The organism is Halobacillus sp. A1 (assembly GCF_024189295.1).
Taxonomy (GTDB): domain Bacteria; phylum Bacillota; class Bacilli; order Bacillales; family Halobacillaceae; genus Halobacillus_A.
In genome coordinates this window covers 14,436-38,317 of record NZ_JAIZEN010000025.1, presented here as the reverse complement: position 1 = coordinate 38,317, position 23,882 = coordinate 14,436, and the positions used below count along the sequence as shown (strand labels likewise).

Annotated in this window: 41 protein-coding genes; 38 read left to right on the top strand and 3 right to left on the bottom strand. The window is 42.0% G+C overall.

Features of this window, described 5'->3' with window-relative positions:
• Positions 1-581: 581 nt before the first annotated feature.
• From rpsJ to rpsI, 37 genes are all read left to right on the top strand, one after another.
• Positions 582-890 carry a 30S ribosomal protein S10 gene (rpsJ, locus tag LF817_RS17775; protein ID WP_079525128.1) on the top strand — a complete coding sequence of 103 codons (309 nt, stop codon included), beginning with the start codon at positions 582-584 and terminating at the stop codon, positions 888-890.
• Positions 891-923: 33 nt separating this feature from the next.
• Positions 924-1,559 carry a 50S ribosomal protein L3 gene (rplC, locus tag LF817_RS17770; protein WP_253937155.1) on the top strand — a complete coding sequence of 212 codons (636 nt, stop codon included), beginning with the start codon at positions 924-926 and terminating at the stop codon, positions 1,557-1,559.
• A 22-nt stretch (positions 1,560-1,581) separates the two neighbouring features.
• Entirely contained in the window at positions 1,582-2,205 is a 624-nt protein-coding gene (rplD, locus tag LF817_RS17765; protein WP_253937154.1) for a 50S ribosomal protein L4, read from the top strand.
• The gene (gene rplW / locus LF817_RS17760; protein ID WP_253937153.1) at positions 2,205-2,492 is read left to right on the top strand and encodes a 50S ribosomal protein L23; all 288 of its coding nucleotides are present in this window, start codon (positions 2,205-2,207) and stop codon (positions 2,490-2,492) included. Before rplD ends, rplW begins: the two co-directional genes overlap by 1 nt.
• A 34-nt stretch (positions 2,493-2,526) precedes the next feature.
• Positions 2,527-3,366 (top strand): 50S ribosomal protein L2, encoded by an 840-nt coding sequence (gene rplB, locus LF817_RS17755; protein WP_253937152.1) that lies wholly within the window; start codon positions 2,527-2,529, stop codon positions 3,364-3,366.
• Positions 3,367-3,423: 57 nt separating this feature from the next.
• A complete protein-coding gene (gene rpsS / locus LF817_RS17750; RefSeq protein ID WP_101847028.1) occupies positions 3,424-3,702 on the top strand; it encodes a 30S ribosomal protein S19 in 279 nt (92 codons plus the stop codon).
• Positions 3,703-3,722: 20 nt separating this feature from the next.
• Positions 3,723-4,064 carry a 50S ribosomal protein L22 gene (gene rplV, locus LF817_RS17745; protein WP_253937151.1) on the top strand — a complete coding sequence of 114 codons (342 nt, stop codon included), beginning with the start codon at positions 3,723-3,725 and terminating at the stop codon, positions 4,062-4,064.
• Between the two features lie 3 nt (positions 4,065-4,067).
• Positions 4,068-4,709, top strand: a complete 642-nt coding sequence (rpsC, locus tag LF817_RS17740) for a 30S ribosomal protein S3 (RefSeq protein WP_253937150.1) — start codon at positions 4,068-4,070, stop codon at positions 4,707-4,709.
• An 18-nt stretch (positions 4,710-4,727) separates the two neighbouring features.
• On the top strand, positions 4,728-5,162 hold the full coding sequence (gene rplP / locus LF817_RS17735) for a 50S ribosomal protein L16 (protein WP_101847022.1): 435 nt from the start codon (positions 4,728-4,730) through the stop codon (positions 5,160-5,162).
• Positions 5,152-5,352, top strand: coding sequence for a 50S ribosomal protein L29 (gene rpmC / locus LF817_RS17730; RefSeq protein WP_008636054.1), 201 nt, complete (start codon positions 5,152-5,154; stop codon positions 5,350-5,352). The genes rplP and rpmC overlap by 11 nt, the downstream gene beginning before the upstream one ends.
• A 24-nt stretch (positions 5,353-5,376) precedes the next feature.
• Positions 5,377-5,643, top strand: a complete 267-nt coding sequence (gene rpsQ, locus LF817_RS17725; protein ID WP_253937149.1) for a 30S ribosomal protein S17 — start codon at positions 5,377-5,379, stop codon at positions 5,641-5,643.
• 41 nt (positions 5,644-5,684) lie between these two features.
• Positions 5,685-6,053, top strand: coding sequence for a 50S ribosomal protein L14 (gene rplN / locus LF817_RS17720; protein ID WP_253937148.1), 369 nt, complete (start codon positions 5,685-5,687; stop codon positions 6,051-6,053).
• A 44-nt stretch (positions 6,054-6,097) separates the two neighbouring features.
• Positions 6,098-6,409 carry a 50S ribosomal protein L24 gene (rplX, locus tag LF817_RS17715; protein WP_253937147.1) on the top strand — a complete coding sequence of 104 codons (312 nt, stop codon included), beginning with the start codon at positions 6,098-6,100 and terminating at the stop codon, positions 6,407-6,409.
• A 26-nt stretch (positions 6,410-6,435) separates the two neighbouring features.
• Positions 6,436-6,975, top strand: coding sequence for a 50S ribosomal protein L5 (gene rplE, locus LF817_RS17710; RefSeq protein ID WP_253937146.1), 540 nt, complete (start codon positions 6,436-6,438; stop codon positions 6,973-6,975).
• 26 nt (positions 6,976-7,001) lie between these two features.
• Positions 7,002-7,187, top strand: coding sequence for a type Z 30S ribosomal protein S14 (locus LF817_RS17705; protein ID WP_253937145.1), 186 nt, complete (start codon positions 7,002-7,004; stop codon positions 7,185-7,187).
• A gap of 30 nt (positions 7,188-7,217) precedes the next feature.
• Positions 7,218-7,616, top strand: a complete 399-nt coding sequence (gene rpsH, locus LF817_RS17700; protein WP_253937144.1) for a 30S ribosomal protein S8 — start codon at positions 7,218-7,220, stop codon at positions 7,614-7,616.
• A gap of 31 nt (positions 7,617-7,647) precedes the next feature.
• Complete coding sequence (gene rplF / locus LF817_RS17695; RefSeq protein WP_253937143.1) at positions 7,648-8,184, top strand: 50S ribosomal protein L6; 537 nt, start codon at positions 7,648-7,650, stop codon at positions 8,182-8,184.
• A 35-nt stretch (positions 8,185-8,219) separates the two neighbouring features.
• Complete coding sequence (gene rplR, locus LF817_RS17690) at positions 8,220-8,582, top strand: 50S ribosomal protein L18 (RefSeq protein WP_253937142.1); 363 nt, start codon at positions 8,220-8,222, stop codon at positions 8,580-8,582.
• Between the two features lie 20 nt (positions 8,583-8,602).
• Positions 8,603-9,103 carry a 30S ribosomal protein S5 gene (rpsE, locus tag LF817_RS17685; RefSeq protein WP_253937141.1) on the top strand — a complete coding sequence of 167 codons (501 nt, stop codon included), beginning with the start codon at positions 8,603-8,605 and terminating at the stop codon, positions 9,101-9,103.
• Between the two features lie 18 nt (positions 9,104-9,121).
• Positions 9,122-9,304, top strand: coding sequence for a 50S ribosomal protein L30 (rpmD, locus tag LF817_RS17680; RefSeq protein WP_253937140.1), 183 nt, complete (start codon positions 9,122-9,124; stop codon positions 9,302-9,304).
• A 30-nt stretch (positions 9,305-9,334) separates the two neighbouring features.
• Entirely contained in the window at positions 9,335-9,775 is a 441-nt protein-coding gene (rplO, locus tag LF817_RS17675) for a 50S ribosomal protein L15 (RefSeq protein WP_253937137.1), read from the top strand.
• Positions 9,775-11,067 (top strand): preprotein translocase subunit SecY, encoded by a 1,293-nt coding sequence (secY, locus tag LF817_RS17670; RefSeq protein WP_253937136.1) that lies wholly within the window; start codon positions 9,775-9,777, stop codon positions 11,065-11,067. The genes rplO and secY overlap by 1 nt, the downstream gene beginning before the upstream one ends.
• 41 nt (positions 11,068-11,108) lie before the next feature.
• Positions 11,109-11,762 (top strand): adenylate kinase, encoded by a 654-nt coding sequence (locus LF817_RS17665; protein ID WP_253937135.1) that lies wholly within the window; start codon positions 11,109-11,111, stop codon positions 11,760-11,762.
• The gene (gene map, locus LF817_RS17660) at positions 11,759-12,505 is read left to right on the top strand and encodes a type I methionyl aminopeptidase (RefSeq protein WP_253937134.1); all 747 of its coding nucleotides are present in this window, start codon (positions 11,759-11,761) and stop codon (positions 12,503-12,505) included. The genes LF817_RS17665 and map overlap by 4 nt, the downstream gene beginning before the upstream one ends.
• A 16-nt stretch (positions 12,506-12,521) precedes the next feature.
• Positions 12,522-12,857: a KOW domain-containing RNA-binding protein gene (locus LF817_RS17655; protein ID WP_253937133.1), complete on the top strand. Its 336-nt coding sequence runs from the start codon at positions 12,522-12,524 to the stop codon at positions 12,855-12,857.
• Positions 12,835-13,053 carry a translation initiation factor IF-1 gene (infA, locus tag LF817_RS17650; RefSeq protein WP_101846995.1) on the top strand — a complete coding sequence of 73 codons (219 nt, stop codon included), beginning with the start codon at positions 12,835-12,837 and terminating at the stop codon, positions 13,051-13,053. The genes LF817_RS17655 and infA overlap by 23 nt, the downstream gene beginning before the upstream one ends.
• Positions 13,054-13,088: 35 nt before the next feature.
• Positions 13,089-13,202 (top strand): 50S ribosomal protein L36, encoded by a 114-nt coding sequence (gene rpmJ / locus LF817_RS17645; protein WP_003156543.1) that lies wholly within the window; start codon positions 13,089-13,091, stop codon positions 13,200-13,202.
• A 24-nt stretch (positions 13,203-13,226) separates the two neighbouring features.
• Positions 13,227-13,592 (top strand): 30S ribosomal protein S13, encoded by a 366-nt coding sequence (rpsM, locus tag LF817_RS17640; RefSeq protein ID WP_253937132.1) that lies wholly within the window; start codon positions 13,227-13,229, stop codon positions 13,590-13,592.
• A gap of 26 nt (positions 13,593-13,618) precedes the next feature.
• The gene (gene rpsK / locus LF817_RS17635; RefSeq protein WP_253937131.1) at positions 13,619-14,014 is read left to right on the top strand and encodes a 30S ribosomal protein S11; all 396 of its coding nucleotides are present in this window, start codon (positions 13,619-13,621) and stop codon (positions 14,012-14,014) included.
• 177 nt (positions 14,015-14,191) lie between these two features.
• Positions 14,192-15,136, top strand: coding sequence for a DNA-directed RNA polymerase subunit alpha (locus LF817_RS17630; protein WP_253937130.1), 945 nt, complete (start codon positions 14,192-14,194; stop codon positions 15,134-15,136).
• Positions 15,137-15,180: 44 nt separating this feature from the next.
• The gene (gene rplQ / locus LF817_RS17625) at positions 15,181-15,540 is read left to right on the top strand and encodes a 50S ribosomal protein L17 (RefSeq protein WP_082235745.1); all 360 of its coding nucleotides are present in this window, start codon (positions 15,181-15,183) and stop codon (positions 15,538-15,540) included.
• 165 nt (positions 15,541-15,705) lie between these two features.
• Positions 15,706-16,545, top strand: a complete 840-nt coding sequence (locus tag LF817_RS17620) for an energy-coupling factor ABC transporter ATP-binding protein (RefSeq protein ID WP_253937129.1) — start codon at positions 15,706-15,708, stop codon at positions 16,543-16,545.
• The gene (locus LF817_RS17615) at positions 16,521-17,393 is read left to right on the top strand and encodes an energy-coupling factor ABC transporter ATP-binding protein (protein WP_253937128.1); all 873 of its coding nucleotides are present in this window, start codon (positions 16,521-16,523) and stop codon (positions 17,391-17,393) included. The genes LF817_RS17620 and LF817_RS17615 overlap by 25 nt, the downstream gene beginning before the upstream one ends.
• Positions 17,386-18,183, top strand: coding sequence for an energy-coupling factor transporter transmembrane component T family protein (locus LF817_RS17610; RefSeq protein WP_253937127.1), 798 nt, complete (start codon positions 17,386-17,388; stop codon positions 18,181-18,183). Before LF817_RS17615 ends, LF817_RS17610 begins: the two co-directional genes overlap by 8 nt.
• Before the next feature lie 15 nt (positions 18,184-18,198).
• Entirely contained in the window at positions 18,199-18,936 is a 738-nt protein-coding gene (gene truA / locus LF817_RS17605; RefSeq protein WP_253937126.1) for a tRNA pseudouridine(38-40) synthase TruA, read from the top strand.
• A 273-nt stretch (positions 18,937-19,209) separates the two neighbouring features.
• Positions 19,210-19,647 (top strand): 50S ribosomal protein L13, encoded by a 438-nt coding sequence (gene rplM, locus LF817_RS17600; protein ID WP_253937125.1) that lies wholly within the window; start codon positions 19,210-19,212, stop codon positions 19,645-19,647.
• 18 nt (positions 19,648-19,665) lie between these two features.
• The gene (gene rpsI / locus LF817_RS17595) at positions 19,666-20,058 is read left to right on the top strand and encodes a 30S ribosomal protein S9 (RefSeq protein WP_163528039.1); all 393 of its coding nucleotides are present in this window, start codon (positions 19,666-19,668) and stop codon (positions 20,056-20,058) included.
• 101 nt (positions 20,059-20,159) lie between these two features.
• On the opposite strand, the gene LF817_RS17590 is transcribed toward rpsI, so the two are convergent.
• Positions 20,160-21,338 (bottom strand): site-specific integrase, encoded by a 1,179-nt coding sequence (locus LF817_RS17590; RefSeq protein ID WP_253937124.1) that lies wholly within the window; start codon positions 21,336-21,338, stop codon positions 20,160-20,162.
• Positions 21,339-21,392: 54 nt separating this feature from the next.
• The gene (locus tag LF817_RS17585) at positions 21,393-21,908 is read right to left on the bottom strand and encodes a helix-turn-helix domain-containing protein (protein ID WP_253937123.1); all 516 of its coding nucleotides are present in this window, start codon (positions 21,906-21,908) and stop codon (positions 21,393-21,395) included.
• 157 nt (positions 21,909-22,065) lie between these two features.
• Here LF817_RS17585 and LF817_RS17580 point away from each other — a divergent pair, with 157 nt between their 5' ends.
• The gene (locus tag LF817_RS17580; protein ID WP_253937122.1) at positions 22,066-22,341 is read left to right on the top strand and encodes a hypothetical protein; all 276 of its coding nucleotides are present in this window, start codon (positions 22,066-22,068) and stop codon (positions 22,339-22,341) included.
• 294 nt (positions 22,342-22,635) lie between these two features.
• Here LF817_RS17580 and LF817_RS17575 read toward each other — a convergent pair whose 3' ends face one another.
• The gene (locus LF817_RS17575; protein WP_253937121.1) at positions 22,636-23,583 is read right to left on the bottom strand and encodes an endonuclease NucS domain-containing protein; all 948 of its coding nucleotides are present in this window, start codon (positions 23,581-23,583) and stop codon (positions 22,636-22,638) included.
• Positions 23,584-23,882 lie beyond the last annotated feature (299 nt).

The following is a 23,882-nucleotide window of genomic DNA, read 5'->3' as shown; positions in this document are numbered from 1 at the left end:
TATCGCCACAGTCGGCTTAGATGAATGGTGAAATCAATATCAGAATGGTTCAGGGATTTTAAAAAAAGTAATAAGATCCCCTTTATTTAGTGCGGCCTTAAAGCAGTATTTATTTTCAGGGTAGCCTATCCAAAATATATTCCAACCAATTATGATTAGACTTACTCAATTACATTTTATTCGCTAGGGCATTATTTGATTTAACACTTAAAATTTGTTAGCTTAAAAAATGGTCAGAACGAAATTAAAAAAAAGCAGAACGAGAACTCATAAGAACTTATCTCTCAATAAAATTTTAAAAGGGCTTTTTAATTATAATGAAGACTACTAAAAAGTCTAATAACCTGTTGAAATTCCTCATAAATCTTAGTATAATATCTTGAGGTGTTCATAAATGAAACTTTTATGAATAAACACTTGCATTGGCCAAACTTTTTCTTTATAATAAGGAATGTTGGTCATAAAAGGCGATGATGCGAAAGGTTGTTGACACACACGGCCCCTTTGCCATGGCTGGTGAGTCGAGGAATTTTCGCGGAGAATGTCTATTTTACAAAATGGGCGAAGAAGGAGGGAACATAATGGCAAAAGAAAAAATTCGTATTCGTTTAAAAGCGTATGATCATAGGGTTCTAGATCAGTCCGCTGAAAAGATCGTAGACACGGCGAAGCGCTCCGGAGCAAACGTATCTGGTCCGATCCCGCTTCCAACTGAAAAGTCTATCTATACTGTACTTCGTGCAACTCATAAGTATAAAGATGCTCGTGAGCAGTTCGAAATGCGTACACACAAACGTCTAATCGACATTGTTAATCCAACGCCACAGACGGTCGACTCATTAATGAGACTTGATCTGCCATCTGGTGTGGATATCGAAATTAAATTATAAAATAAAATGAATGAATAATAGGAGGTGTAACGGATGACGAAAGGAATCTTAGGACGTAAAGTCGGTATGACTCAAATCTTCTCTGAAGATGGCGAGCTAATTCCAGTAACAGTTGTACAAGCTGAGCCAAACGTTGTTTTACAAAAGAAAACAGCTGAAAACGACGGCTATGAAGCTATCCAGCTAGGTTTTGCAGACCAAAAGTCTAACCGCTTGAAAAAAGCTGATGTAGGCCACGCTGAAAAAGCGAGTGCATCACCTAAGCGCTACATTCGTGAATTCCGTAATGCTAACCTTGATGACTATGAATTAGGTCAAGAGGTTAAGGTGGATATTTTCGAAGCTGGAGACGTAATTGATGTAACAGGAACTTCTAAAGGGAAAGGTTTCTCAGGTGTAATTAAGCGCCATAACCAATCTCGCGGGCCAATGAGCCACGGTTCCCGTTTCCATCGCAGATCCGGTTCTATGGGACAGGGTGCTGACCCATCCAAAGTTTTCAAAGGTAAAGGCCTTGCAGGACAAATGGGTGGAGAAACAGTAACTCTACAAAACCTTGAAGTAGTAAGAGTTGACGCTGAGCGTAACTTGCTATTAATCAAAGGTAATGTACCTGGACCGAAGAAATCTTACGTTAAAGTAACGAGTGCAATAAAGGCTAGCAAATAATTTAAGGAAGGGAGGATATGTCATGCCTAAAGTAGCACTATTAAACCAAAGCGGCTCTAAAGTTGGAGATGTTGAACTGAATGACGCTGTTTTTGGTATCGAACCAAACACTCATGTTTTACATGAAGCAGTAGTGTCCCAGCGCGCAAACCTGCGTCAAGGTACACACAAAGTAAAAAACCGTGCGGAAGTACGCGGCGGCGGCCGTAAACCATGGCGTCAAAAAGGTACAGGACGTGCGCGTCAAGGTACCATCCGTGCACCACAGTGGGTAGGCGGTGGGACTGTATTCGGTCCAACACCACGTAGCTACAGCTACAAGTTGCCTAGAAAAGTTCGTCGTCTAGCACTTCAATCAGCTTACTCTTCTAAAGTTCAAGAGAACAACGTTTTTGTACTTGAAAGTCTATCTTTCGATGCACCGAAAACTAAAGAAGTAGTAAACCTGCTTAAAGGACTAGAAGTGAACGAGAAAGCACTTATTGTTACAGCAGACAAGAACGACAATGTAGTTCTTTCTTCTAACAATATCCCTACAGTGAAAGCAGTAACTGTAGACGAAGTAAGTGTGTTAGATATATTAACGCATGACAAGCTTATCCTAACGAAGGACGCAGCTGAAAAAGCAGGGGAGGTGCTCTCATAATGAAAGAACCACGCGATATTATCAAACGCCCTGTCATTACTGAACAATCTGCTGACCTTATGGGAGAAAAGAAATATACGTTTGAAGTGAGCACTAAAGCAAACAAAACCGAAATCAAAAGCGCAATTGAAGAGATTTTCGGAGTGAAAGTTGCTGGCGTGAACACAATGAACCTTAAAGGTAAATTCAAGCGTATGGGTCGTTACGGTGGATACCGTTCTGATCGTAAGAAAGCAGTTATTACGTTGACTGAAGACAGTGAAGAACTAGATTTCTTTGAAGCATAAATTATAAATCCAATAAGTGAAGGAGGGAAAAAAGATGGCGATTAAAAAGTTTCGACCAATTACAAACGGTCGTCGACACATGACAGTATCTGATTTCGCTGAGATCACTACTGACAAACCTGAACGCTCCCTATTGTCTCCACTACACAAACGCGGTGGACGTAACAACCAGGGTAAGCTGACAGTTCGTCATCAGGGCGGAGGTCACAAGCGTCATTACCGTATCATCGACTTCAAACGTGATAAAGATGGAATACCTGGACGCGTTGCTACGATCGAATACGATCCGAACCGCTCCGCTAACATTGCACTAATTAACTACGTTGATGGTGAAAAACGTTACATCCTTGCTCCAAAAGGGCTTAAAGTAGGTAACGAAATTATCTCAGGTCAAGGATCTGACATTAAAACAGGTAATTCTCTTCAATTGAAAGACATTCCTGTTGGTACAATCGTACACAACATCGAGCTTAAACCTGGCCGTGGTGGACAGTTAGTCCGTTCTGCTGGTACTTCTGCTCAAATCCTTGGTCGTGAAGAAAAATATACCCTTGTACGCCTTGCTTCTGGTGAAGTTCGTTTAGTACTAAGCACTTGCCGTGCGACAATCGGTCAAGTTGGTAACTTAGAACACGAATTAATCAGTGTAGGTAAAGCTGGACGTTCTCGCTGGAAAGGCAAGCGCCCAACTGTACGTGGTTCCGTAATGAACCCTAGTGATCACCCACACGGTGGTGGTGAAGGACGTGCGCCAATCGGTAGACCTTCTCCAGTATCTCCATGGGGTAAACCAACTCTTGGGTACAAAACGCGTAAACGTAACAAACCGTCTGATAAATATATCGTTCGTAGAAGAGGTAAAGGTAAAAAATAACGGGATTGAACGACGGGCGATAAACCCCGTCTGTCAATCGCGAAGGGAGGTTTATGCATGGGCCGCAGCCTAAAAAAGGGACCTTTTGTAGATGACCATTTAATGAAAAAAGTTGAGAAGTTAAACGAAGACAGCAAAAACCAGGTAATTAAAACTTGGTCGCGCCGTTCAACAATCTTCCCTAACTTTGTAGGACACACAATTGCAGTTTATGACGGACGTAAACATGTACCTGTATATGTTACAGAAGACATGGTAGGTCATAAACTAGGTGAATTCGCGCCAACCCGTACGTTCAAGGGACACTCTGGCGATGACAAGAAAACAAAACGATAAGGTAGAGAGGAGGCACTCTAATGCAAGCTAAAGCAGTTGCTAAAACCGTTCGTATTGCTCCTCGTAAAGCTCGTTTAGTTATCGATTTAATTCGAGGAAAAAACGTAGGTGACGCGATCGCAACATTGCGCTTAACACAGCGCGGCGCTTCTCCAGTTATTGAGAAAGTGCTTAATTCTGCGATTGCTAATGCTGAACACAATTATGAAATGGATCCGGACAATCTATATGTTTCCGAAGCGTTTGTAAATGAAGGCGTAACTCTTAAACGTTTCCGCCCTCGCGCTATGGGACGTGCAAGCCAGATCAACAAACGCACCAGCCACATCACAGTGGTTGTATCAGAAAAGAAGGAGGGATAATCAGTGGGTCAAAAAATAAATCCGGTAGGTCTTCGTATTGGCGTCATCCGTGACTGGGAGTCTAAGTGGTACGCTGGTAAAGACTATGCTGACTTGTTGCATGAAGACATTAAAATTCGTGAATATACTGAAAAACGTCTTAAAGACGCAGCCGTATCTACGATCGAAATTGAACGCGCAGCTAACCGTGTAAATATTACAATTCACACTGGTAAACCAGGAATGGTTATCGGTAAAGGCGGTTCCGAAGTTGAAGCACTTCGTAAATCGTTGAATGAACTTACTGGTAAACGTGTTCACATCAACATCGTTGAGGTGAAGAAACCTGATCTTAGCGCTACGCTTGTAGCTGACAATATCGCACGTCAACTGGAAAACCGTGTATCTTTCCGTCGTGCTCAAAAACAAACTATCCAACGTGCTATGCGCGCAGGAGCTAAAGGTATTCGTACACAAGTATCTGGACGCCTAGGCGGTGCGGATATAGCTCGTGCAGAATATTACAGTGAAGGAACAGTACCACTTCACACACTTCGTGCAGATATCGATTACGGAACTGCAGAAGCTGACACAACTTACGGTAAACTTGGTGTTAAAGTGTGGATCTATCGTGGAGAAGTCCTTCCAACTAAATCTAACAAATAAGGAAGGGGGAACAGCATTATGTTAATGCCTAAACGTGTTAAATATCGTCGTCAACACCGTGCTAGTTTAAAAGGCCGTGCTAAAGGCGGAACATCCGTATCATTCGGTGAATACGGTTTACAAGCAATCGATCCTGCATGGATCACAGCTCGTCAAATCGAGGCAGCGCGTATTGCCATGACCCGTTACATGAAACGTGGCGGTAAAGTATGGATCAAAATCTTCCCAGACAAACCTTACACTGCTAAGCCCCTAGAAGTTCGAATGGGTTCAGGTAAAGGTGCTCCAGAAGGTTTCGTGGCTGTAGTAAAACCAGGAAAAATTTTGTTTGAGATTGCAGGTGTATCAGAAGAAGTTGCTCGCGAAGCGCTGCGTCTTGCTTCTCACAAGCTGCCGATCAGAACTAAATTTGTAAAACGTGAAGAAATTGGTGGTGAAATCAATGAAGGCTAATGAAATCCGTGAATTAACCACTGCCGAAATTGAACAAAAAGTTAAGTCTCTAAAAGAAGAACTTTTCAACCTACGTTTCCAGCTGGCAACAGGTCAACTTGAGAACACTGCGCGTATTCGCGAAGTTCGTAAGTCGATCGCTCGCATGAAAACTGTTGCTCGCGAACGCGAGCTAGGCGTAAATAACTAATAGTTGAGAGGAGGTCACCCTCACATGAGTGAAGAACGTAATAATCGTAAAGTTTATACTGGCCGTGTAGTATCTGATAAAATGGATAAAACAATCACTGTTTTAGTTGAAACTTATAAATTCCACAAACTTTATGGCAAGCGCGTAAAGTACTCTAAAAAATTCAAGACTCACGACGAAAACAACCAAGCCAAAAATGGTGATGTTGTACGTATTATGGAAACTCGTCCGCTATCAGCAACGAAGCGTTTCCGTCTTCTAGAAGTCGTAGAAGAGTCTGTTATTATCTAATATAGTTCGCTCGGAGAGATTCCGAAGGGAGGTTACAGTGTATGATTCAACAGGAGACTCGTTTGAAAGTAGCCGACAACTCTGGTGCACGTGAAATCCAAACTATCAAAGTTTTGGGTGGATCTGGTCGCAAGACTGCTAATATCGGTGATATCATCACCGCTACTGTGAAACAAGCAACACCAGGGGGCGTTGTTAAAAAAGGTGAAGTAGTAAAAGCCGTAATTGTACGTTCTAAGAGCGGCATGCGTCGTAAAGATGGTTCTTATATCCGTTTCGACGAAAACGCAGCCGTAATTGTCCGTGATGATAAAGGTCCACGTGGTACTCGTATCTTCGGACCAGTTGCTCGTGAACTTCGTGAAGCTAAATTCATGAAGATTGTATCACTAGCTCCAGAAGTATTATAAAAAATAATTGAAATGATAAGCCTTGTTAAGGAGGTGCGCGAAACATGCACGTGAAAAAAGGTGACAAAGTAATGGTTATTTCCGGCAAGGACAAAGGCAAGCAAGGTACGATCCTTGAAGCTTACCCTAAGAAAGACCGCGTCCTAGTCGAAGGAATTAACGAAATCAAGAAACACGCGAAGCCTTCACAAGATAACCCACAGGGTGGGATTCTTACTCAAGAAGCTCCAATTCACGTCTCAAACGTTATGCCTGTCGATCCTAAGTCTGGCGAACCGACTCGTGTTGGTTATAAAGTTGAAGACGGTAAGAAAGTTCGTATCGCGAAAAAATCTGGTGAAGCATTAGATAACTAATCCAGTGATGAAAGGAGGGCCACTTGATGAACGAACTTAAGAAAAAATATCAAGAAGAAATTGTGCCATCTATGATGAGCAAGTTTGAATACAATTCTGTAATGCAAGCACCTAAAGTTGAAAAGATTGTAATTAATATGGGTGTTGGTGATGCTGTACAAAATGCGAAAGCACTTGATTCAGCAGTTGAAGAACTATCAATGATCTCTGGTCAAAAACCTATGATCACTAAAGCTAAGAAATCAATCGCGGGATTCCGCCTGCGTGAAGGTATGCCAATCGGTGCGAAGGTAACACTTCGTGGAGAGCGTATGTACGAATTCTTCCAAAAGCTGATTGCTGTGTCTTTACCACGTGTTCGTGACTTCCGTGGAATCTCAAAGAAAGCTTTTGACGGTCGTGGAAACTACACTCTAGGTGTAAAAGAACAGTTGATTTTCCCAGAAATTAATTATGACAAAGTAGATAAAGTACGTGGCATGGATATCGTTATTGTTACAACTGCTGACACTGACGAAGAATCACGTGAACTATTAGCTCAATTCGGTATGCCGTTTCAGAAGTAATGAGCTAACCATAAGGAGGGAAAATAGTGGCTAAAAAATCTATGGTTACTAAGCAACAGCGCAAACAAAAGTATGGAGTTCGCGAGTATACTCGCTGTGAACGTTGCGGACGTCCTCACTCTGTACTACGCAAATTCAAACTTTGCCGTATTTGTTTCCGTGAACTTGCGCACAAAGGACAAATTCCTGGTGTTAAAAAAGCCAGCTGGTAAACCCGATATAGGGAAGGAGGTAAATTAGTTATGACTATGACAGATCCAATTGCAGATATGCTTACGCGTATTCGTAACGCGAATATGGTTCGTCACGAGAAGCTTGAACTTCCAGCTTCTACAGTGAAAAAAGAGATTGCTGACATTCTAAAGCGTGAAGGTTTCGTACGTGATTACGAGTTTGTAGAAGATAACAAACAAGGTGTTCTTCGCATTTTTCTGAAATACGGACAAAATGAAGAGCGTGTAATTACTGGCCTGAAGCGTATCAGTAAGCCAGGACTACGTGTTTATGCTAAAGCAGAAGAGATTCCAAAGGTTCTTAATGGCTTAGGCGTAGCCGTTGTTTCTACTTCAAAAGGTGTTTTAACAGATAAAGAAGCTCGTGAACAAGCCATCGGTGGCGAAGTACTTGCTTACGTTTGGTAATTGAAACAGAAAAGACAGGAGGTGCAAGTGAATGTCTCGCGTAGGATTAAAATCATTGGAAATTCCTGAAGGTGTTGAAATCATTCAGGATAACAATACAATTACAGTTAAAGGTCCAAAAGGTGAATTAACTCGTACATTCCATGAGGATATGACAGTGAAGGTTGAAGATAACGTTCTTACCGTGGCCCGCCCAAGCGATCACAAAGAACATCGTGCTCTTCACGGTACTACTCGCAGCCTGATCGGTAATATGGTTGAGGGTGTATCCAAAGGATTCGAGAGAAACCTTGAAATCAACGGGGTTGGGTACCGTGCTCAGAAACAAGGAGAGACTGTAATCATCAACGCTGGTTACTCTCACCCTGTAGAAGTTGAAAAACGCGAAGGTATCGAAATTGATGTTCCTTCAAACACAAAACTTACGGTTAAAGGAATCGACAAAGAGTTAGTCGGTGCTGTTGCAGCTAAGATCCGTGCTATCCGTCCTCCAGAGCCTTACAAAGGTAAAGGAATTCGTTTTGAAAACGAACATGTACGCAGAAAAGAAGGTAAGACAGCTAAATAAGGTTCTCAGGTAAGGAATAGAAAGGAGTGACCCAGATGATCACAAAGGCTGATAAGAATGTTGTTCGTAAAAAACGTCATGCGCGTGTTCGCTCAAGCGTAGTCGGAACAGCAGAACGCCCGCGTTTAAACGTTTATCGTTCTAACAAACACATCTATGCACAATTAATTAATGATGAATCACAACACACTGTGGCAAGTGCTTCTACTGTAGATAAAGATTTCGATCTTGATAATACAGGTAACGTTGAAGCAGCACAAAAAGTCGGTGAATTAGTCGCTAACCGTGCGAAAGAGAATGGCTATAAAGTAGTTGTGTTCGACCGTGGTGGTTACTTGTATCATGGACGTGTGAAAGCACTAGCAGATGCGGCTCGCGAAGCCGGTCTAGAATTTTAATCGTTAAAGGAGGGACATATATGCTAACTACAAACATTGACCCTAGTAAACTAGATCTTGAAGAACGCGTAGTTACGATCAACCGTGTTGCAAAGGTAGTTAAAGGTGGACGTCGCTTTCGTTTTGCTGCACTAGTTGTCGTAGGAGATAAAAACGGCCATGTAGGATTTGGTACAGGTAAAGCACAAGAAGTACCAGACGCTATTAAAAAGGCTATTGATGATGCGAAGAAGAATCTGATTACAGTACCAATTAAAGATACAACGATTCCTCACGAAATCACAGGACAGTTTGGTGCAGGCAGCATCCTTATGAAACCAGCTGCAGAAGGTACCGGAGTTATCGCAGGTGGTCCTGTACGTGCAGTCCTTGAGCTTGCAGGTGTTCAAGACATCCTATCTAAGTCACTTGGTTCAAACACACCAATCAACATGGTGCGTGCGACACTAAAAGGACTTGGTGAGCTTAAGCGCGCAGAAGACGTTGCTCGACTTCGTGGGAAGTCTGTAGAAGAACTGTAGGATAAGGAGGGAAATGAAATGGCTAAAAAGTTAGAAGTTACCCTCACGCGCAGTGTTATTGGCAGACCACAGGATCAGCGCTCAACCGTTAAAGCGCTAGGTCTAAACAAGATTCGTCAAACTGTCGTAGTTGAAGATAACCCGGCGATTCGAGGTATGACTGAAAAGGTATCTCACCTTGTATCGATTAAAGAAGTATAAGTAAAGAATCAATAATAAGGAGGTGCTCGTATGAAACTGCATGAACTGAAACCATCAGCTGGATCCAACAAAGAACGCAACCGCGTTGGACGCGGAATGTCTTCTGGTAATGGTAAGACTTCAGGCCGTGGCCACAAAGGTCAAGGACAACGATCTGGCAGCAAGACTCGTCCAGGTTTTGAAGGTGGTCAAATGCCACTATTCCAACGTCTGCCTAAACGTGGATTTACGAATATTCACCGTAAAGAATTTGCGATTGTTAATCTAGATGCTCTTAACCGTTTTGAAGAGGGCACTGAGGTTACTCCTGAGCTTCTGCTTGAAACTGGCGTAGTCAGCAAAGAAAAAGCTGGCATTAAAGTTCTAGCTAAAGGTTCTGTCGAAAAGAAACTTACTGTGAAAGCTCATAAGTTCTCTGCTTCAGCAAAAGAAGCCATCGAAGCAGCGGGCGGTCAAACTGAGGTGATTTAATGTTCCGGACAATCTCCAATTTTATGCGCGTGGGTGACATTCGACGGAAAATCATCTTCACTTTATTGATGCTCGTTGTTTTTCGCTTGGGAACATTCATCCCTGTACCATTCTCTGATCGAGATGCCATTGACTTCATGGATGAACAGAATGCATTTGGCTTCTTGAATACTTTTGGAGGCGGTGCGCTGCAGAACTTCTCCATTTTCGCAATGGGAATCATGCCGTACATTACAGCCTCCATTATCATGCAATTGTTACAGATGGATGTAGTACCGAAGTTTGCGGAATGGAAAAAGCAGGGTGAAGTTGGCCGTCGGAAATTAGCTCAGTTTACCCGCTATGGAACGATCGTTCTTGCCTTCATACAAGCTATTGGGATGTCAATCGGCTTCAATGCGTTAGCAGGCGGTCAGCTTATCGCTGATCCAGGCCCTGTGAAGTTCGCTGTCATCGCGCTTGTATTAACAGGAGGTACGGCTTTCTTGATGTGGCTTGGTGAGCAAATCACGACTCACGGTGTTGGAAATGGTATTTCCATTTTGATTTTTGCCGGTATCGTTGCTGCGATTCCGACAGGAGCCAATCAACTGTACGATCAGTATATTACTGGCGCAGGAGATGAGCTTTTTATTAATTTAGTGATTATCGCACTTATTGCATTGGTTATCGTTGCGGTTGTTGTTGGGGTTATATTCATTCAGCAAGCCCTTCGTAAAATCCCGATTCAGTATGCGAAAAAACTTGTTAACCGTTCCCCAGTAGGTGGGCATTCTACTCACTTGCCGCTGAAGGTTAATGCAGCAGGGGTTATTCCGGTAATCTTTGCAATTTCATTCATTATTGCTCCTAGAACCGTAGCCGGTTTCTTTGAAGGTAATGAAGTAGCCTCTGTTATTCAATATATTTTTGATTATCAGAACTGGCCTGGGATGATCATCTATGTAGCGCTGATTATTGCATTCACTTACTTCTATACATTTGTTCAGGTAAACCCGGAACAAATGGCAGAGAACTTGAAAAAACAAGGCGGGTATATTCCTGGGATTCGACCTGGGGCGAATACTGAAACGTATTTGACTCGTGTGATGTACCGATTAACGTTTGTAGGATCTATTTTCCTAGCAGCTGTATCTATCCTGCCGATCATTCTTGGTGCTGTAGCAGGTCTGCCGCCAAGTGTTCAAGTAGGAGGAACCGGTTTGCTCATCGTCGTAGGGGTCGCCCTTGAAATGATGAAGCAGCTGGAAAGTCAGTTAGTGAAACGCCATTACAAAGGCTTTATTAAATAGATTGTGAAAAAGCTAATGAATAAGAGAGCGGAGGGAAGACGTTGAATTTGATTCTGATGGGTCTTCCTGGTGCCGGCAAAGGTACTCAGGCAGAAAAGATTGTCGAAAAATATAACATCCCTCATATCTCAACAGGAGATATGTTCCGTTTAGCTATCAAAGAAGGAACAGCACTTGGTCAAGAAGCTAAATCATATATGGATAAAGGCGAATTAGTTCCAGATGAAGTAACGATTGGGATTGTTCGCGAGCGTCTAAGTAAACCAGATTGTCAAGAAGGCTTTTTGCTGGATGGCTTCCCGCGTACGATTGCCCAGGCAGACGCCCTTGAGAATCTGTTGGCAGATATGAACGAATCAGTTGATTATGTTCTTCATATTGATGTTCCAAAAGAGCAGCTTGTCGAGCGTCTAACTGGACGAAGAGTTTGCCCAACTTGTGGAGCAACCTATCATGTGATTTTCAATCCCCCTAAAGAGGAAGGGAAATGTGATCATGATGGAGCTGAACTGATTCAGCGTGAAGACGATCAGCCTGAAACCGTTAAGAAGCGTTTAGAAGTTAATGTAGAGCAAGCTCAACCGCTTCTTGACTTCTACCAGGACAAAGGATATTTAGTCACATTTGATGGTGATCGAAATATCGATGATGTTTTCGTAGATATTGATAAAAAGCTCGGAGGCCTTGTTAAATGATTATTTGCAAAACACCACGGGAGTTAGACATCATGCGTGAAGCCGGCAGAATAGTCGCCTTGACGCACCAGGAAATGAAGAAGAACATCCGGCCAGGTATTACAACAGGAGAATTAGATCGGATCGCTGATCAGTTCATACGCAGCATGGATGCAATCCCTTCATTTAAAGGTTATAATGGATTCCGTGGTAGTATTTGTGCGTCGGTCAATGAAGAGCTCGTTCATGGTATCCCGGGAGATCGGGTGCTTAACGAGGGAGATATCATTAGTATCGATATTGGTGCGAAATACCAAGGTTATCATGGTGACTCGGCTTGGACTTATCCGGTCGGCACAGTTGATGAGAACACTGCGAGTTTGCTGAGAGTTACGGAAGAATGTTTATTCAAAGGACTTGATGAAGCAAAGCCGGGTGTCCGCCTTTCAAATATATCCCACGCCATTCAAAGCTTTGTCGAAGCTGAAGGTTTTTCGATTGTACGCGAATATGTAGGTCACGGAGTCGGGCAGGAGCTGCATGAGGATCCTCAAATTCCTCATTATGGACCGCCTAACAAAGGACCTCGCTTGAAACCTGGAATGGTGCTGGCTGTAGAGCCGATGGTCAATGCTGGATCTCGATACGTCAAGACACTGGCAGATCATTGGACGGTAGTGACAAAAGATGGTAAAATGTGTGCGCACTTTGAACACACCATCGCGATTACGGAAGAGGGTTACGAAGTATTAACTACAACCTAAGTGAAGGTGATCGTGTTTGAATGAATCTGAGTCGAGTCCACGAATAGGTCAAGTTGTTCGTATTGTACAGGGACGTGAGGCGGGACAGTATGCTGTAGTCATCGATATTTTGGATGGCCGCTTCCTGCTGCTTGCTGACGGAGAGAAACGTAAGTATGATCGACCAAAGAAAAAGAATCTGCAGCACGTAGAGCTTATGGATTTCGTCTCTCCGGAAGTCCAAAACAGCCTTCTAGAAACTGGTCGCGTCACGAATGGCAAGCTTCGCTTTGCCGTAGCAAAATATGTCAATGAAGAAGTGACTGATTTGAAGAAGGGAGATCAACTCGATGGCGAAAGACGATGTAATTGAGGTGGAAGGAACAGTCGTTGAAACTCTGCCTAATGCACAATTTAAGGTAGAGCTTGAAAACGGCCATACCGTTTTAGCCCACGTTTCCGGTAAAATTCGTATGCACTTTATCCGAATCTTACCTGGAGACAAAGTGACGGTGGAACTTTCTCCGTATGATCTGACAAGAGGACGTATTACGTACCGTTATAAATAATAAACACTGCTCCGTTATAAAAGGAGGTATGGATGATGAAGGTAAGGCCTTCTGTAAAACCAATTTGTGAGAAATGCAAAGTTATCCGTCGTAAAGGTAAAGTAATGGTTATCTGTGAAAACCCTAAACACAAACAAAAACAAGGTTAATCTAAAAGGAGGTGCACGTACCAAATGGCACGTATATCAGGTGTAGATATCCCTCGTGATAAGCGAGTAGTCGTATCTCTAACTTATATTTATGGTGTTGGAAAGTCATTGGCAAGCGATGTTCTTGCAGAAGCTGGCGTTTCTGAAAGCACTCGCGTTCGTGATCTTACCGAGGATGAATTAGGTAAGATTCGTAAAGCTCTAGACAACCACAATGTCGAAGGTGACCTTCGTCGTGAGAACTCATTAAACATCAAACGTTTAATTGAAATCGGTTCTTACCGTGGAATCCGTCACCGCCGCGGACTTCCAGCTCGCGGACAGAAAACTAAAAACAACTCTCGTACACGTAAAGGCCCACGTCGTACTGTGGCTAACAAACGTAAATAATTAGATAAGAAGGAGGTTTAATCTATATGGCACGTAAAGGAAACACTCGTAGTCGTAAACGTCGCGTGAAAAAGAATATAGAGAGTGGAGTAGCTCATATTCGCTCTACTTTTAACAATACGATCGTAACGGTCACCGACGTACAAGGGAACGTTATTACTTGGAGCAGCTCTGGATCACTTGGTTTCAAAGGATCCCGTAAATCTACTCCATTCGCTGCCCAAATGGCTTCTGAAGCCGCTGCGAAAGACGCTATGGATAACGGAATGAAAACTATTGAAGTTACTGTTAAAGGCCCTGGCGCTGGTCGTGAAGCAGCGATTCGTTCACTACAAGCCGTAGGTCTAGAGATCACTGCGATTCGTGACGTGACTCCAGTACCACACAACGGTTGCCGTCCACCAAAACGTCGTCGCGTATAATAATTCTGTATAGAATTTGTAACCCTGTCTATAATGGGGTATGATAGCTTGTAAATAGCACCGCCATAGACAGTCATATAGTAGTTGTCTTGTAATAGAGACTGCCTACCTGAGGAATTTCGGTTAGATCATATGTCTAACCGAGGTTTCGACGTTTTGAAGGAGGGTTTTGTTTAAATGATCGAAATTGAAAAGCCAAAAATTGAACCGGTTGAGATCAGCAGTGATTCCACATTCGGTAAATTCGTCGTTGAACCGCTTGAGCGTGGATATGGTACAACACTAGGTAACTCCTTACGTCGTATTTTACTATCCTCACTACCTGGTGCAGCCGTTACGTCTGTTCAAATTGATGGAGTTCTTCATGAATTCTCCACAATTGAAGGTGTTGTAGAAGATGTAACTACCGTTGTACTGAATCTAAAGAAACTAGCTTTGAAGATTTATTCTGATGAAGAAAAAACTTTAGAGATTGATGTGCAAACAGAAGGTAAGGTTACTGCAGCAGACATTACGCACGATAGTGATGTAGAAGTGCTTAACCCGGATCTTCACATCGCGACACTGGACAGCAAAACACCTCTTCGTATGCGTATTACTGCTGAGCGCGGTCGCGGATACCGTCCCGCTGAAGGTAATAATCATGATGATTTACCAATTGGTGTCATTCCAGTTGATTCGATTTTCACACCTGTTTCTCGTGTGACGTATCAAGTAGAAAACACGCGTATCGGACAAACTTCAAACTTTGATAAGCTTACTCTAGACGTTTGGACTGATGGCAGTACTCGTCCAGAAGAAGCGATCTCACTTGGAGCTAAAATCTATATGGAGCACCTCAACATCTTCGTAGGCCTGACAGATGAAGCTCAAAAAGCTGAAATCATGGTTGAAAAAGAAGAGGACCAAAAAGAAAAAGTTCTTGAGATGACGATCGAAGAGCTTGATTTGTCTGTCCGTTCTTATAACTGCTTGAAGCGTGCAGGTATTAACACTGTACAAGAGCTTGCGAACAAATCAGAAGACGATATGATGAAGGTTCGTAATCTAGGTCGTAAATCACTTGAAGAAGTGAAATACAAGCTGGACGAGCTCGGTTTAGGTCTAAGAAAAGAAGACTAATTGATCATCACATCTAAGAGATTCCTATAAGGGAGGGATATTTCATGGCTAGAAAGCTAGGACGTACGACAGACCAACGTATGGCACTTCTTCGCAACTTAGCGACAGATTTGATCATTCATGAACGTATTGAAACTACAGAAGCTAAAGCAAAAGAGCTTCGTTCTGTTGTTGAAAAAATGATTACACTAGGCAAGCGCGGCGATCTTCATGCACGTCGTCAAGCTGAGTCGTTCCTTTACAAGGCAGATGCGAATGAAGAAGGAGATCAAACAGCACTTCAAAAGCTGTTCTCTGACATCGCACCACGCTATGAGGAACGCCAAGGTGGTTACACTCGCGTGCTTAAATTAGGCGAGCGTAAAGGTGACGGAGCTAAGATGGCGATCATTGAACTAGTTTAATGTCACCATTTAAAATGGGTTAAAAGGGCAGGACGGAATCTCATCAGAGGTTGACTCCAGCCCTTTTTTTATTGCTTCAAATTAATTGCCTGGGAAATGTGTCGTATAGTATAAATAATTGGTGAAATATATTTCCCAGGAAATATGGAGAGCGGAGGACCCATCATGGAGAATAGTAAGATAGAGTTCAGAAATGTTTCTTTTCGTTATCAAGAGGATATGCCCTGGGTGTTGAAGAATGTCAGTTTTACGATATCTGCAGATGAATGGGTAGCTATTATCGGCCATAACGGTTCCGGAAAGTCTACCATCGCGAAACTCATGAACGGTCTGCTTTTCCCCCAGGAGGGAGAAATCTATGTGAATGGCCAGAAAGTGAGCCAGGAAACCATTTGGGATGTCCGGGAAAAGGTAGGAATGGTCTTTCAGAACCCTGATAACCAATTCGTAGGGACTACTGTGAGAGATGATGTAGCGTTTGGCATGGAGAACCATGGAATGCCCCGTGAGTTAATGCTCGAACGGATCGAAACCAGTTTGGCTGCTGTAGGCATGCAGGGGTATGAAGAGCAGGAGCCCCACCGGCTGTCCGGCGGGCAGAAACAAAGAGTGGCTATTGCTAGTGTACTTGCAGTTTCACCAAAGTATATAATATTGGATGAAGCCACGGCGATGCTCGATCCTAAAGGCAGGAAGGAAATCTTAAAAACTGTATTAGAAGTACAAGAACAAAGAAACCTCTGCTTGGTCACTATTACACACGATTTGCTGGAAGTTACCCAGGCTGATCGGGTGATGGTTATGAACGAAGGAGAAGTTTGGCTTGAGGCGAGTCCAAGAGAAGTGTTCTCGAAGCAGGAACAACTGCAGCAAATTGGCTTAGATACTCCATTCATTACAAAACTAGCAGATGAATTGAAAGCTGCTGGTATCAGTCTTACCCGTGAGCCACTTAATCACCAGGAGTTGTTGGAGGAATTATGGACATTACGTTCGACCATGTAAGCTATACTTATCAGCCTAATAGTCCTTTTGAGCATCATGCTTTAAAAGACCTGTCTTTTCAATTTTCGTCAGGTTCTTTTGTTGCTGTTATTGGACATACGGGTTCTGGTAAATCTACGTTGATTCAACATTTGAACGGCTTGGTTCAGCCGACAGAGGGTGCGGTGTCCATAGGTTCCTACCACCTTCAAGCAGGAAAAAAGAATAAAAAATTAAGAGAGCTTCGTGAAAAAGTAGGAGTGGTGTTTCAATATCCTGAACATCAACTATTTGAAGAGACGGTAGAAAAAGATATTGCCTTCGGTCCTTCGAATTTCGGAGTAGGAGAAGAGGATATCAAACAACGTACGAAAGAAGCTATATCTGCCGTTCATTTATCAGAGGATATGCTGCAGCGGTCCCCATTTGATCTAAGCGGAGGGCAAATGCGCAGAGTAGCGATTGCCGGAGTGTTAGCTATGGATCCTGATGTACTCGTATTAGATGAACCTACCGCAGGTCTGGACCCTCGAGGTCAAAAAGAGATTATGGATATGTTTGCTCGCCTGCATAAGCAAAAACAACTGACTACCGTTCTAGTGACGCACAGTATGGAAGACGCTCTGAAGTATGCGGACCATGTGATTATTTTAAAAGACGGTGAAGTTTATAAAGAAGGCGCGCCTCTTGAAATCTTTAAAGAAAAAGAAGCGCTGCAGAGTGTTCAGTTGGATGTTCCTGAAGTGATCGAATTTCTCGGCGAAGTGGAAAGAACACTGGATGAAAAAATTTCCTATCAAGGTCAATCTATAGCTGAATTAGCAAAAGAACTGGCTCAAGTGGTAAAAGGGGGCCGCGATCATGAGTAGTTCTATGATGATCGGCCAATATATCCCGGCGGGTTCCTTTATTCATAAGCTTGATCCGCGGACGAAAATTGCTATTATCTTTTTCTTTGTTGTGATCGTATTTTTTGCTAATTCCGTTATGAGCTATGGACTGCTCACTTTATTTGCCGTAGGAAGCGCTTTTGCTACTAAAATACGCGTGCGTTATATATTAAAAGGGTTGAAACCCGTTTGGTTCCTTATCGCCTTTACTTTTCTTCTTCATTTATTTGTAACAAGGGAAGGAGAGGTAATCGCCACAGTCTTCGGGTGGGAGCTTTATCGGGAGGCGCTTATCCAGGGGGCTACGATTTCCCTGCGCTTTTTCCTGCTGATCATGGTCACTTCACTGTTGACTTTGACGACCACGCCCATCGAAATCACAGATGCGATTGAGCAGTTGCTGGGGCCCTTTAAGAGGTTCCGTTTTCCAGCACATGAACTGGCTCTTATGATGTCGATTTCCCTTCGATTTATACCGACTTTAATGCAGGAAACGGAAAAAATCTCTAAAGCTCAAGCGTCCAGAGGTGTGGACTTCCGCACAGGCTCATTTAAAGACCGTATAAAGGCGGTTATCCCTCTTTTGGTACCTTTGTTTGTCAGCGCGTTCAAAAGAGCTGAGGAGCTCGCTATGGCCATGGAAGCAAGGGGGTATAAAGGCGGTGAAGGACGTACGAAGTTGAGAGAGCTGCACATTGGGTGGAAGGATTATGTAGTTTACGGATTGTTTATTCTATTAATGGCTGGATTATTCTTAACTAGGAATTAGCTGGAGGATTAAGATATGAGATTAAAATGCAGAGTGGAATATGATGGTACACATTATGCGGGATATCAGATCCAGCCTAACGGCAATACGGTCCAAGCTGAATTAGAAAAAGCACTGGCCAAGATGCATAAAGGCGAAAAGGTGAAGGTGACAGCCTCTGGACGGACAGACTCCGGCGTCCACGCAAAAGGGCAGATCATCCATTTTGATACGAATCTATCTATCCCTCCACACAACTGGAAAAGAGCGCTGGATTCTATGCTTCCTCAAGACATCCATATCGCTGAAGCAGAGGAAGCTGCAGCTGACTTCCACGCCCGTTATGACACCATTGGAAAAGAGTATCGATATTTCGTTTGGAACAGCCGAGAGCCCGATATTTTTAGAAGACACTATACGACACACATAAAATTCCCGCTAAATGTAGAGGCAATGAAAAAAGCGTGTCGGCTGATTGAAGGAGAACATGATTTTACTTCCTTCTGTTCGTCCCGGACTGATTTGAAAGGAAGCAAAGTGAGAACGATCCACCGAGCTTCAATTGAGCAGGAGGGAGCCGAGCTGGTATTTATTTTTAAAGGAAGCGGCTTTTTATACAATATGGTTCGTATCCTGGTAGGAACTCTGCTAGAGGTTGGGAGGGGTGAACGCCACCCTGACGAACTGCAGGCTGTACTTGAAGCTCGTGAACGGGAAGCGGCTGGAAAAACGGCTCCTCCTCATGGGTTGTTTTTGTGGAAAGTTGATTACTGAGGGGTGCTGCAAGTGCACTCGTTTTTATGGGAAAGATCGTCTGATTACGGAATTTTTGCTTATGCGTGTCGTGTCTAACCGTCCACTTCCGCATTTCTTTTTAAAAAAACAACGTTTCCTTGCGTTTAGGCTCTTGACATTGGGGACAGGAGTGTTATATTATATTCTATGGCATTTTATTTCTATACCACGGTTAGCCCCGGAAACTAATCGTATTTGAGATAAATAATAATTGAAGCTTTGTGAAACTAACAATTCAGGAGGGAAACCAATATGCGCACAACTTTCATGGCAAATGAAAACAACGTGGAACGCAAATGGTTCGTCGTGGATGCTGCAGGGCAGACACTAGGCCGTTTGGCAAGCGAAGTTGCTGCGATCCTTCGCGGTAAAAATAAACCAACGTATACTCCGCATGTTGATACAGGTGACCATGTCATCATCATCAATGCAGGAGAAATCGAACTAACAGGTAACAAAATCAATGATAAGATTTATTACCGTCACTCAAATCACCCAGGTGGTTTGAAATCTCGTACAGCTAACGAAATGCGTACAAAATACCCTGAGCAAATGCTAGAACTTGCTGTTAAAGGTATGCTGCCTAAAGGAAGCCTAGGACGCAAAATGGGCAAGAAACTTCATGTATACGCTGGATCTGAGCATAAGCATGAAGCACAACAACCAGAAGTTTACGAACTTCGCGGATAATAAAAGGGAGGTAATCGAGTGGCACAAGTACAATACTCCGGTACTGGACGTCGTAAAAAGTCAACAGCTCGTGTACGTCTAGTTCCAGGAACTGGTCGTGTAGTAGTAAATAAGCGTGACGCTGAAGACTTTTTCCCATACGAAACTCTTCGTATGATTCTGAAGCAGCCATTAGCTGTTACAGAGACTGAAGGAAACTATGATGTGTATGTTAATGTTGATGGTGGAGGTTTCACTGGTCAAGCTGGTGCGATCCGTCACGGAATCGCTCGTGCTCTGCTTCAAGCAGACCCAGAATACCGTACACCACTTAAGCGCGCAGGACTTCTAACGCGTGACGCACGTATGAAAGAGCGTAAGAAATACGGTCTTAAAGGTGCACGTCGTGCTCCACAGTTCTCCAAGCGTTAATAAACCTTATATACCAAGGGTTTACCCTCTTTGCTCTTATAGAGTAGAGAGGGTTTTTTTATGTCCAAATTTAGAATTGAATACCCCTTGAATACCCCTGGCTAAAAGTTCATGTACTTCTGGAACATCTCGCCTGTTTTCTCCTTCGCTTCATCGGTCACGTGAGTGTAAATATCCATCGTGGTTTGAATATCGGTATGGCCGAGGCGGGCTTGTACATCTTTAATTGAAGCACCGGCTGCAAACAATAAACTAGCATGTGTATGCCTGAATGCGTGTACGTTTATTTGAGGTAGCTCCGGGTTCTTTTGATAAACTCTCTCCAACTTTTCATTCAAGTAAGCCAGTCTACAATAATCCATGTCTTTTCTTATGTGATTATAGACCGTAAAGATAGGTTGCTTCTCATCAGACTGAAAAGGCACGGAAATTTCTAACTTCAAATAGCGCTGTCTTTGCTTTGCGCGCCATTTTTTCAAAATCGCCAGGGTTTTATCATCCACGTTAACCATACGCCTAGAGGCCTTTGTCTTTGATGTCTGAAGCTGCTTTTGGCCACTGGTGTGAATCAGTGTCTTTTTTAAACTGATTTTCTTATGATTAAAATCCACATCCGACCAATGAAGGGCACACAGTTCGCCCTTGCGAGCTCCTGTGAAAGCGAGTAGCCGAAACATGGTATAAGCCATGTCATCTTCTTGAATTGACTCCAAGAAGCTCCTGAGCTCTTCTCGCGTGTAGTAATATTTCTTCTCTTCCAGTTCCGTATTATATTCCATTTCATGTTTTAGTTTCGGCAATGTGACATAATCCATCGGATTGCGCTTAATAATCTCCATTTTCATGGCATATCGAAAGACCTGGTTTGCTTGTATCTTATAATCATTAAAGGTTTTAAGTTCTTCGGACCAAGCGTTAACAGCTTTTTGACAATGCGATCGGTTTATGTCCTTCATTTTGTAAGGACCGAAGACTGGAAGGATCCTGCGATTGAATTTACTCTCCAACGCATACACCGTTGTTGGTTTTACTTCTCTACGGTGCTGCTTAAACCATTCCTCAAAAACTTCCTGGAAGGTCATCTGATCATTTTGGCGGAGCCCGAATTCGTCAGCTTCCACCATTAATCTAGATAGCGCCATCTTTGCTTCTTTTTTAGTCTTGAAGCCCCGCCGTGTGGTGCGTTTTTTCTTTCCAGTGCTCGGATCCTTGCCGAGATATACATTAAACATATAAGCGGTGGTACCGTCTTTCTTTTTGTAATCTTTGATAGGTGTCATAATAGTCTCCTTTCGAATAACGCTGGCAGGCTATATTCAGGAAAGGGATGTACTTTAATCAAAAATTAATTCAAGTATAGTTCTAACTTTTTTGCGTTTTTCATCTGTTAACGATTCATTCTTATAGTACAATTCAACTTTCATATTAAGAAGGTCATTAAGATCAAATAACCTTCTTCTTAATTCGTCATCTGATAATTCTCGAATTGTTTGCTCTCCGTCTTCTGTTTTTATTTCTTCCGTAGATGGAAGGTTAATCTCTATATTTCTCATTTCATTTGAAAATTTTTCATCTTTAATAGGATTATGACCGTCATATTTTACAAGCCCATTCTCCACATCTATATAAGAATCAGAGTAACCGGCTAAATTAATTAGATAAATGGGTGAAATGTCTAACCCTATAGCAAGCTTTCTTAATAATGCAGGCTTAGGTAAACCTTTATAACCGTTCTCAATTTGAGATAAATACGAATCAGAGTAGCCTGTGCGAGCTTTCATGTCGAGTAAAGTTATTTTTTTCTCTTTCCGAAGCTCTTTAAGCTTGATACCAAACTCTTTAGCATCCATTAAAAGTTTTCCCCCCTTTGTCTTACTCATTATCACACATTAAATTTACTGAGTAAATATTTTTCTTACTAAAGTATTGTTTCCTGTATGATAGTGTTATACAATTAGGTAAGTAAGATATTTACTAGTAAAGTTGATAGAGGAGGCGAAGATGCTTATGGAGGCATTCATACCATTACAAGTATCAGATGAGTTTAGGAGTAAATATTTTGAATTCTTTTTTGAGCTTAGCAAAGAGGCTTTTGAAGCTGCTAAGAGGGATAGTGGAGTGGGAAGGTTTATGACCAAAAAGCAATGTTGTGAGTTTATTGGTATTTCTTTTTGTTATTTGCAAAAATTAGAGAAGCTTGGCTTACCAGTTATAGAGCTAGAAGGAAAGGTCCTCGTGGATCGTGAGGATGTTATAAAGTTCATGAATAAATATAAAAGCTGAAAATCTTAAATAAGATAATTGAATCGCTGGCAGGCGAATTGAATGCATACGTAAACATATGTAATAGTTGAGCATTAATTATAGGAAATCTTATACTCTTTAGACAAAAAAGCCTGGCATTTTTGCCCGGCTATTTTGTTTGTAAATTAGCATTGTGACCTCTACTAAAGGGTCTTCCCACTAATGAAATTTCAAATTTGAATTATAAAGCATAAGTAATGCTCCGTTATCAGTAAGATTCAATAGTAAAGGTAGTCCATCAAACCTATACTAGGTCACTTCAGGCAAGGTAGGTTAAACAGCCTTTTCATGTTCTCCATTATCCAATAAGTTTGTTCTATCATCGGATAGTTTTAATGTTGGAATTGACTCAAAATCTTCAATCTGTAGTAGCCCTTTTTCATCTAGGTTAAATACCTTCATCTCAATGTTTTTAACATTTTGCAATGCTTTACTAATTACTTCATCATAGGAAGGTGCAATGGTAATTACTCTTACGTCTTCCGCTATTTCTGATTGATAATAAGCTGACTGCCAAATCAAATTTTTATCATTTGTTCTAACCTTTAACTCAATGATACAAGTAGTTCCATTTTTATCTTCAGCCAATATGTCAATTACACCATCCTTCACCGTTACTTGCGTATCAATCAACTTCATTCCAGTTTCAACTATTTCAATTTTGTGTGCAATATAGCTTTCAAGCACTTTTTCATTACCTTCCAGGATAGCTTCTGTAGCAAGTTCATGCTCCCAAAGATCAAGCAGGTTGATTACGTCCGAAAACTCTTCATCATATTCATCATCGCTCATACAATTAGTACAAACATTAAAACAGACAAAGCATACGGAAGGATTACAAAGTTTTTTAACATTCCTCCAAGAAAAGCCTGGCAATCTAACAAGAATTTTGTTTTGGAGTTTTGTTATTAATTCTGGAGGTAAGCTCTTCCAAGCGAACCATCCATAATATCTATTTTTTGCTGTTAAACGTTCTATATCTTTTTTTGAAAGACACCTCTCACAAAACCAATCGTGGTTATCTTTCACGGCGAAGTCTCTAACAAGCTTTTTTAGCTGTTTCTTTTCATCTAGTATGATTAAAAGGTCTCCACTATCAATATTCCATTCATCCTTATCTTGGTGGTATCCATATACGAAAAATTTTTCTCCTTCGTCGAATCGGTAATCCACCTTTAAAAAGCTATAGGATTCTTTGATAACTTCAATATTGAATTCCATCTCATCACCTCACTGGTATATTTTCCAGTTAAATAGAAAAAATTCATTAGGAAAAGAAATATAAGTTTTCTACAGAGGTCAAAACCTCAAATCAAAAGCATCATCTAATATATAAATTTGTATATTTAATCAATTTTAAGGAATATAACTTGAGACTGAGTCTTCCAGTATAGGTTAGTGGAAGACTTGAATTCGAGAATAGGCGATTTGAAACTAAATTGGACTTGTATCGTATGAGTAATAAGAAAACTTAAAATAACTGAGCACGATGAGTATTTTTATTTCATTAAGATAAGAAA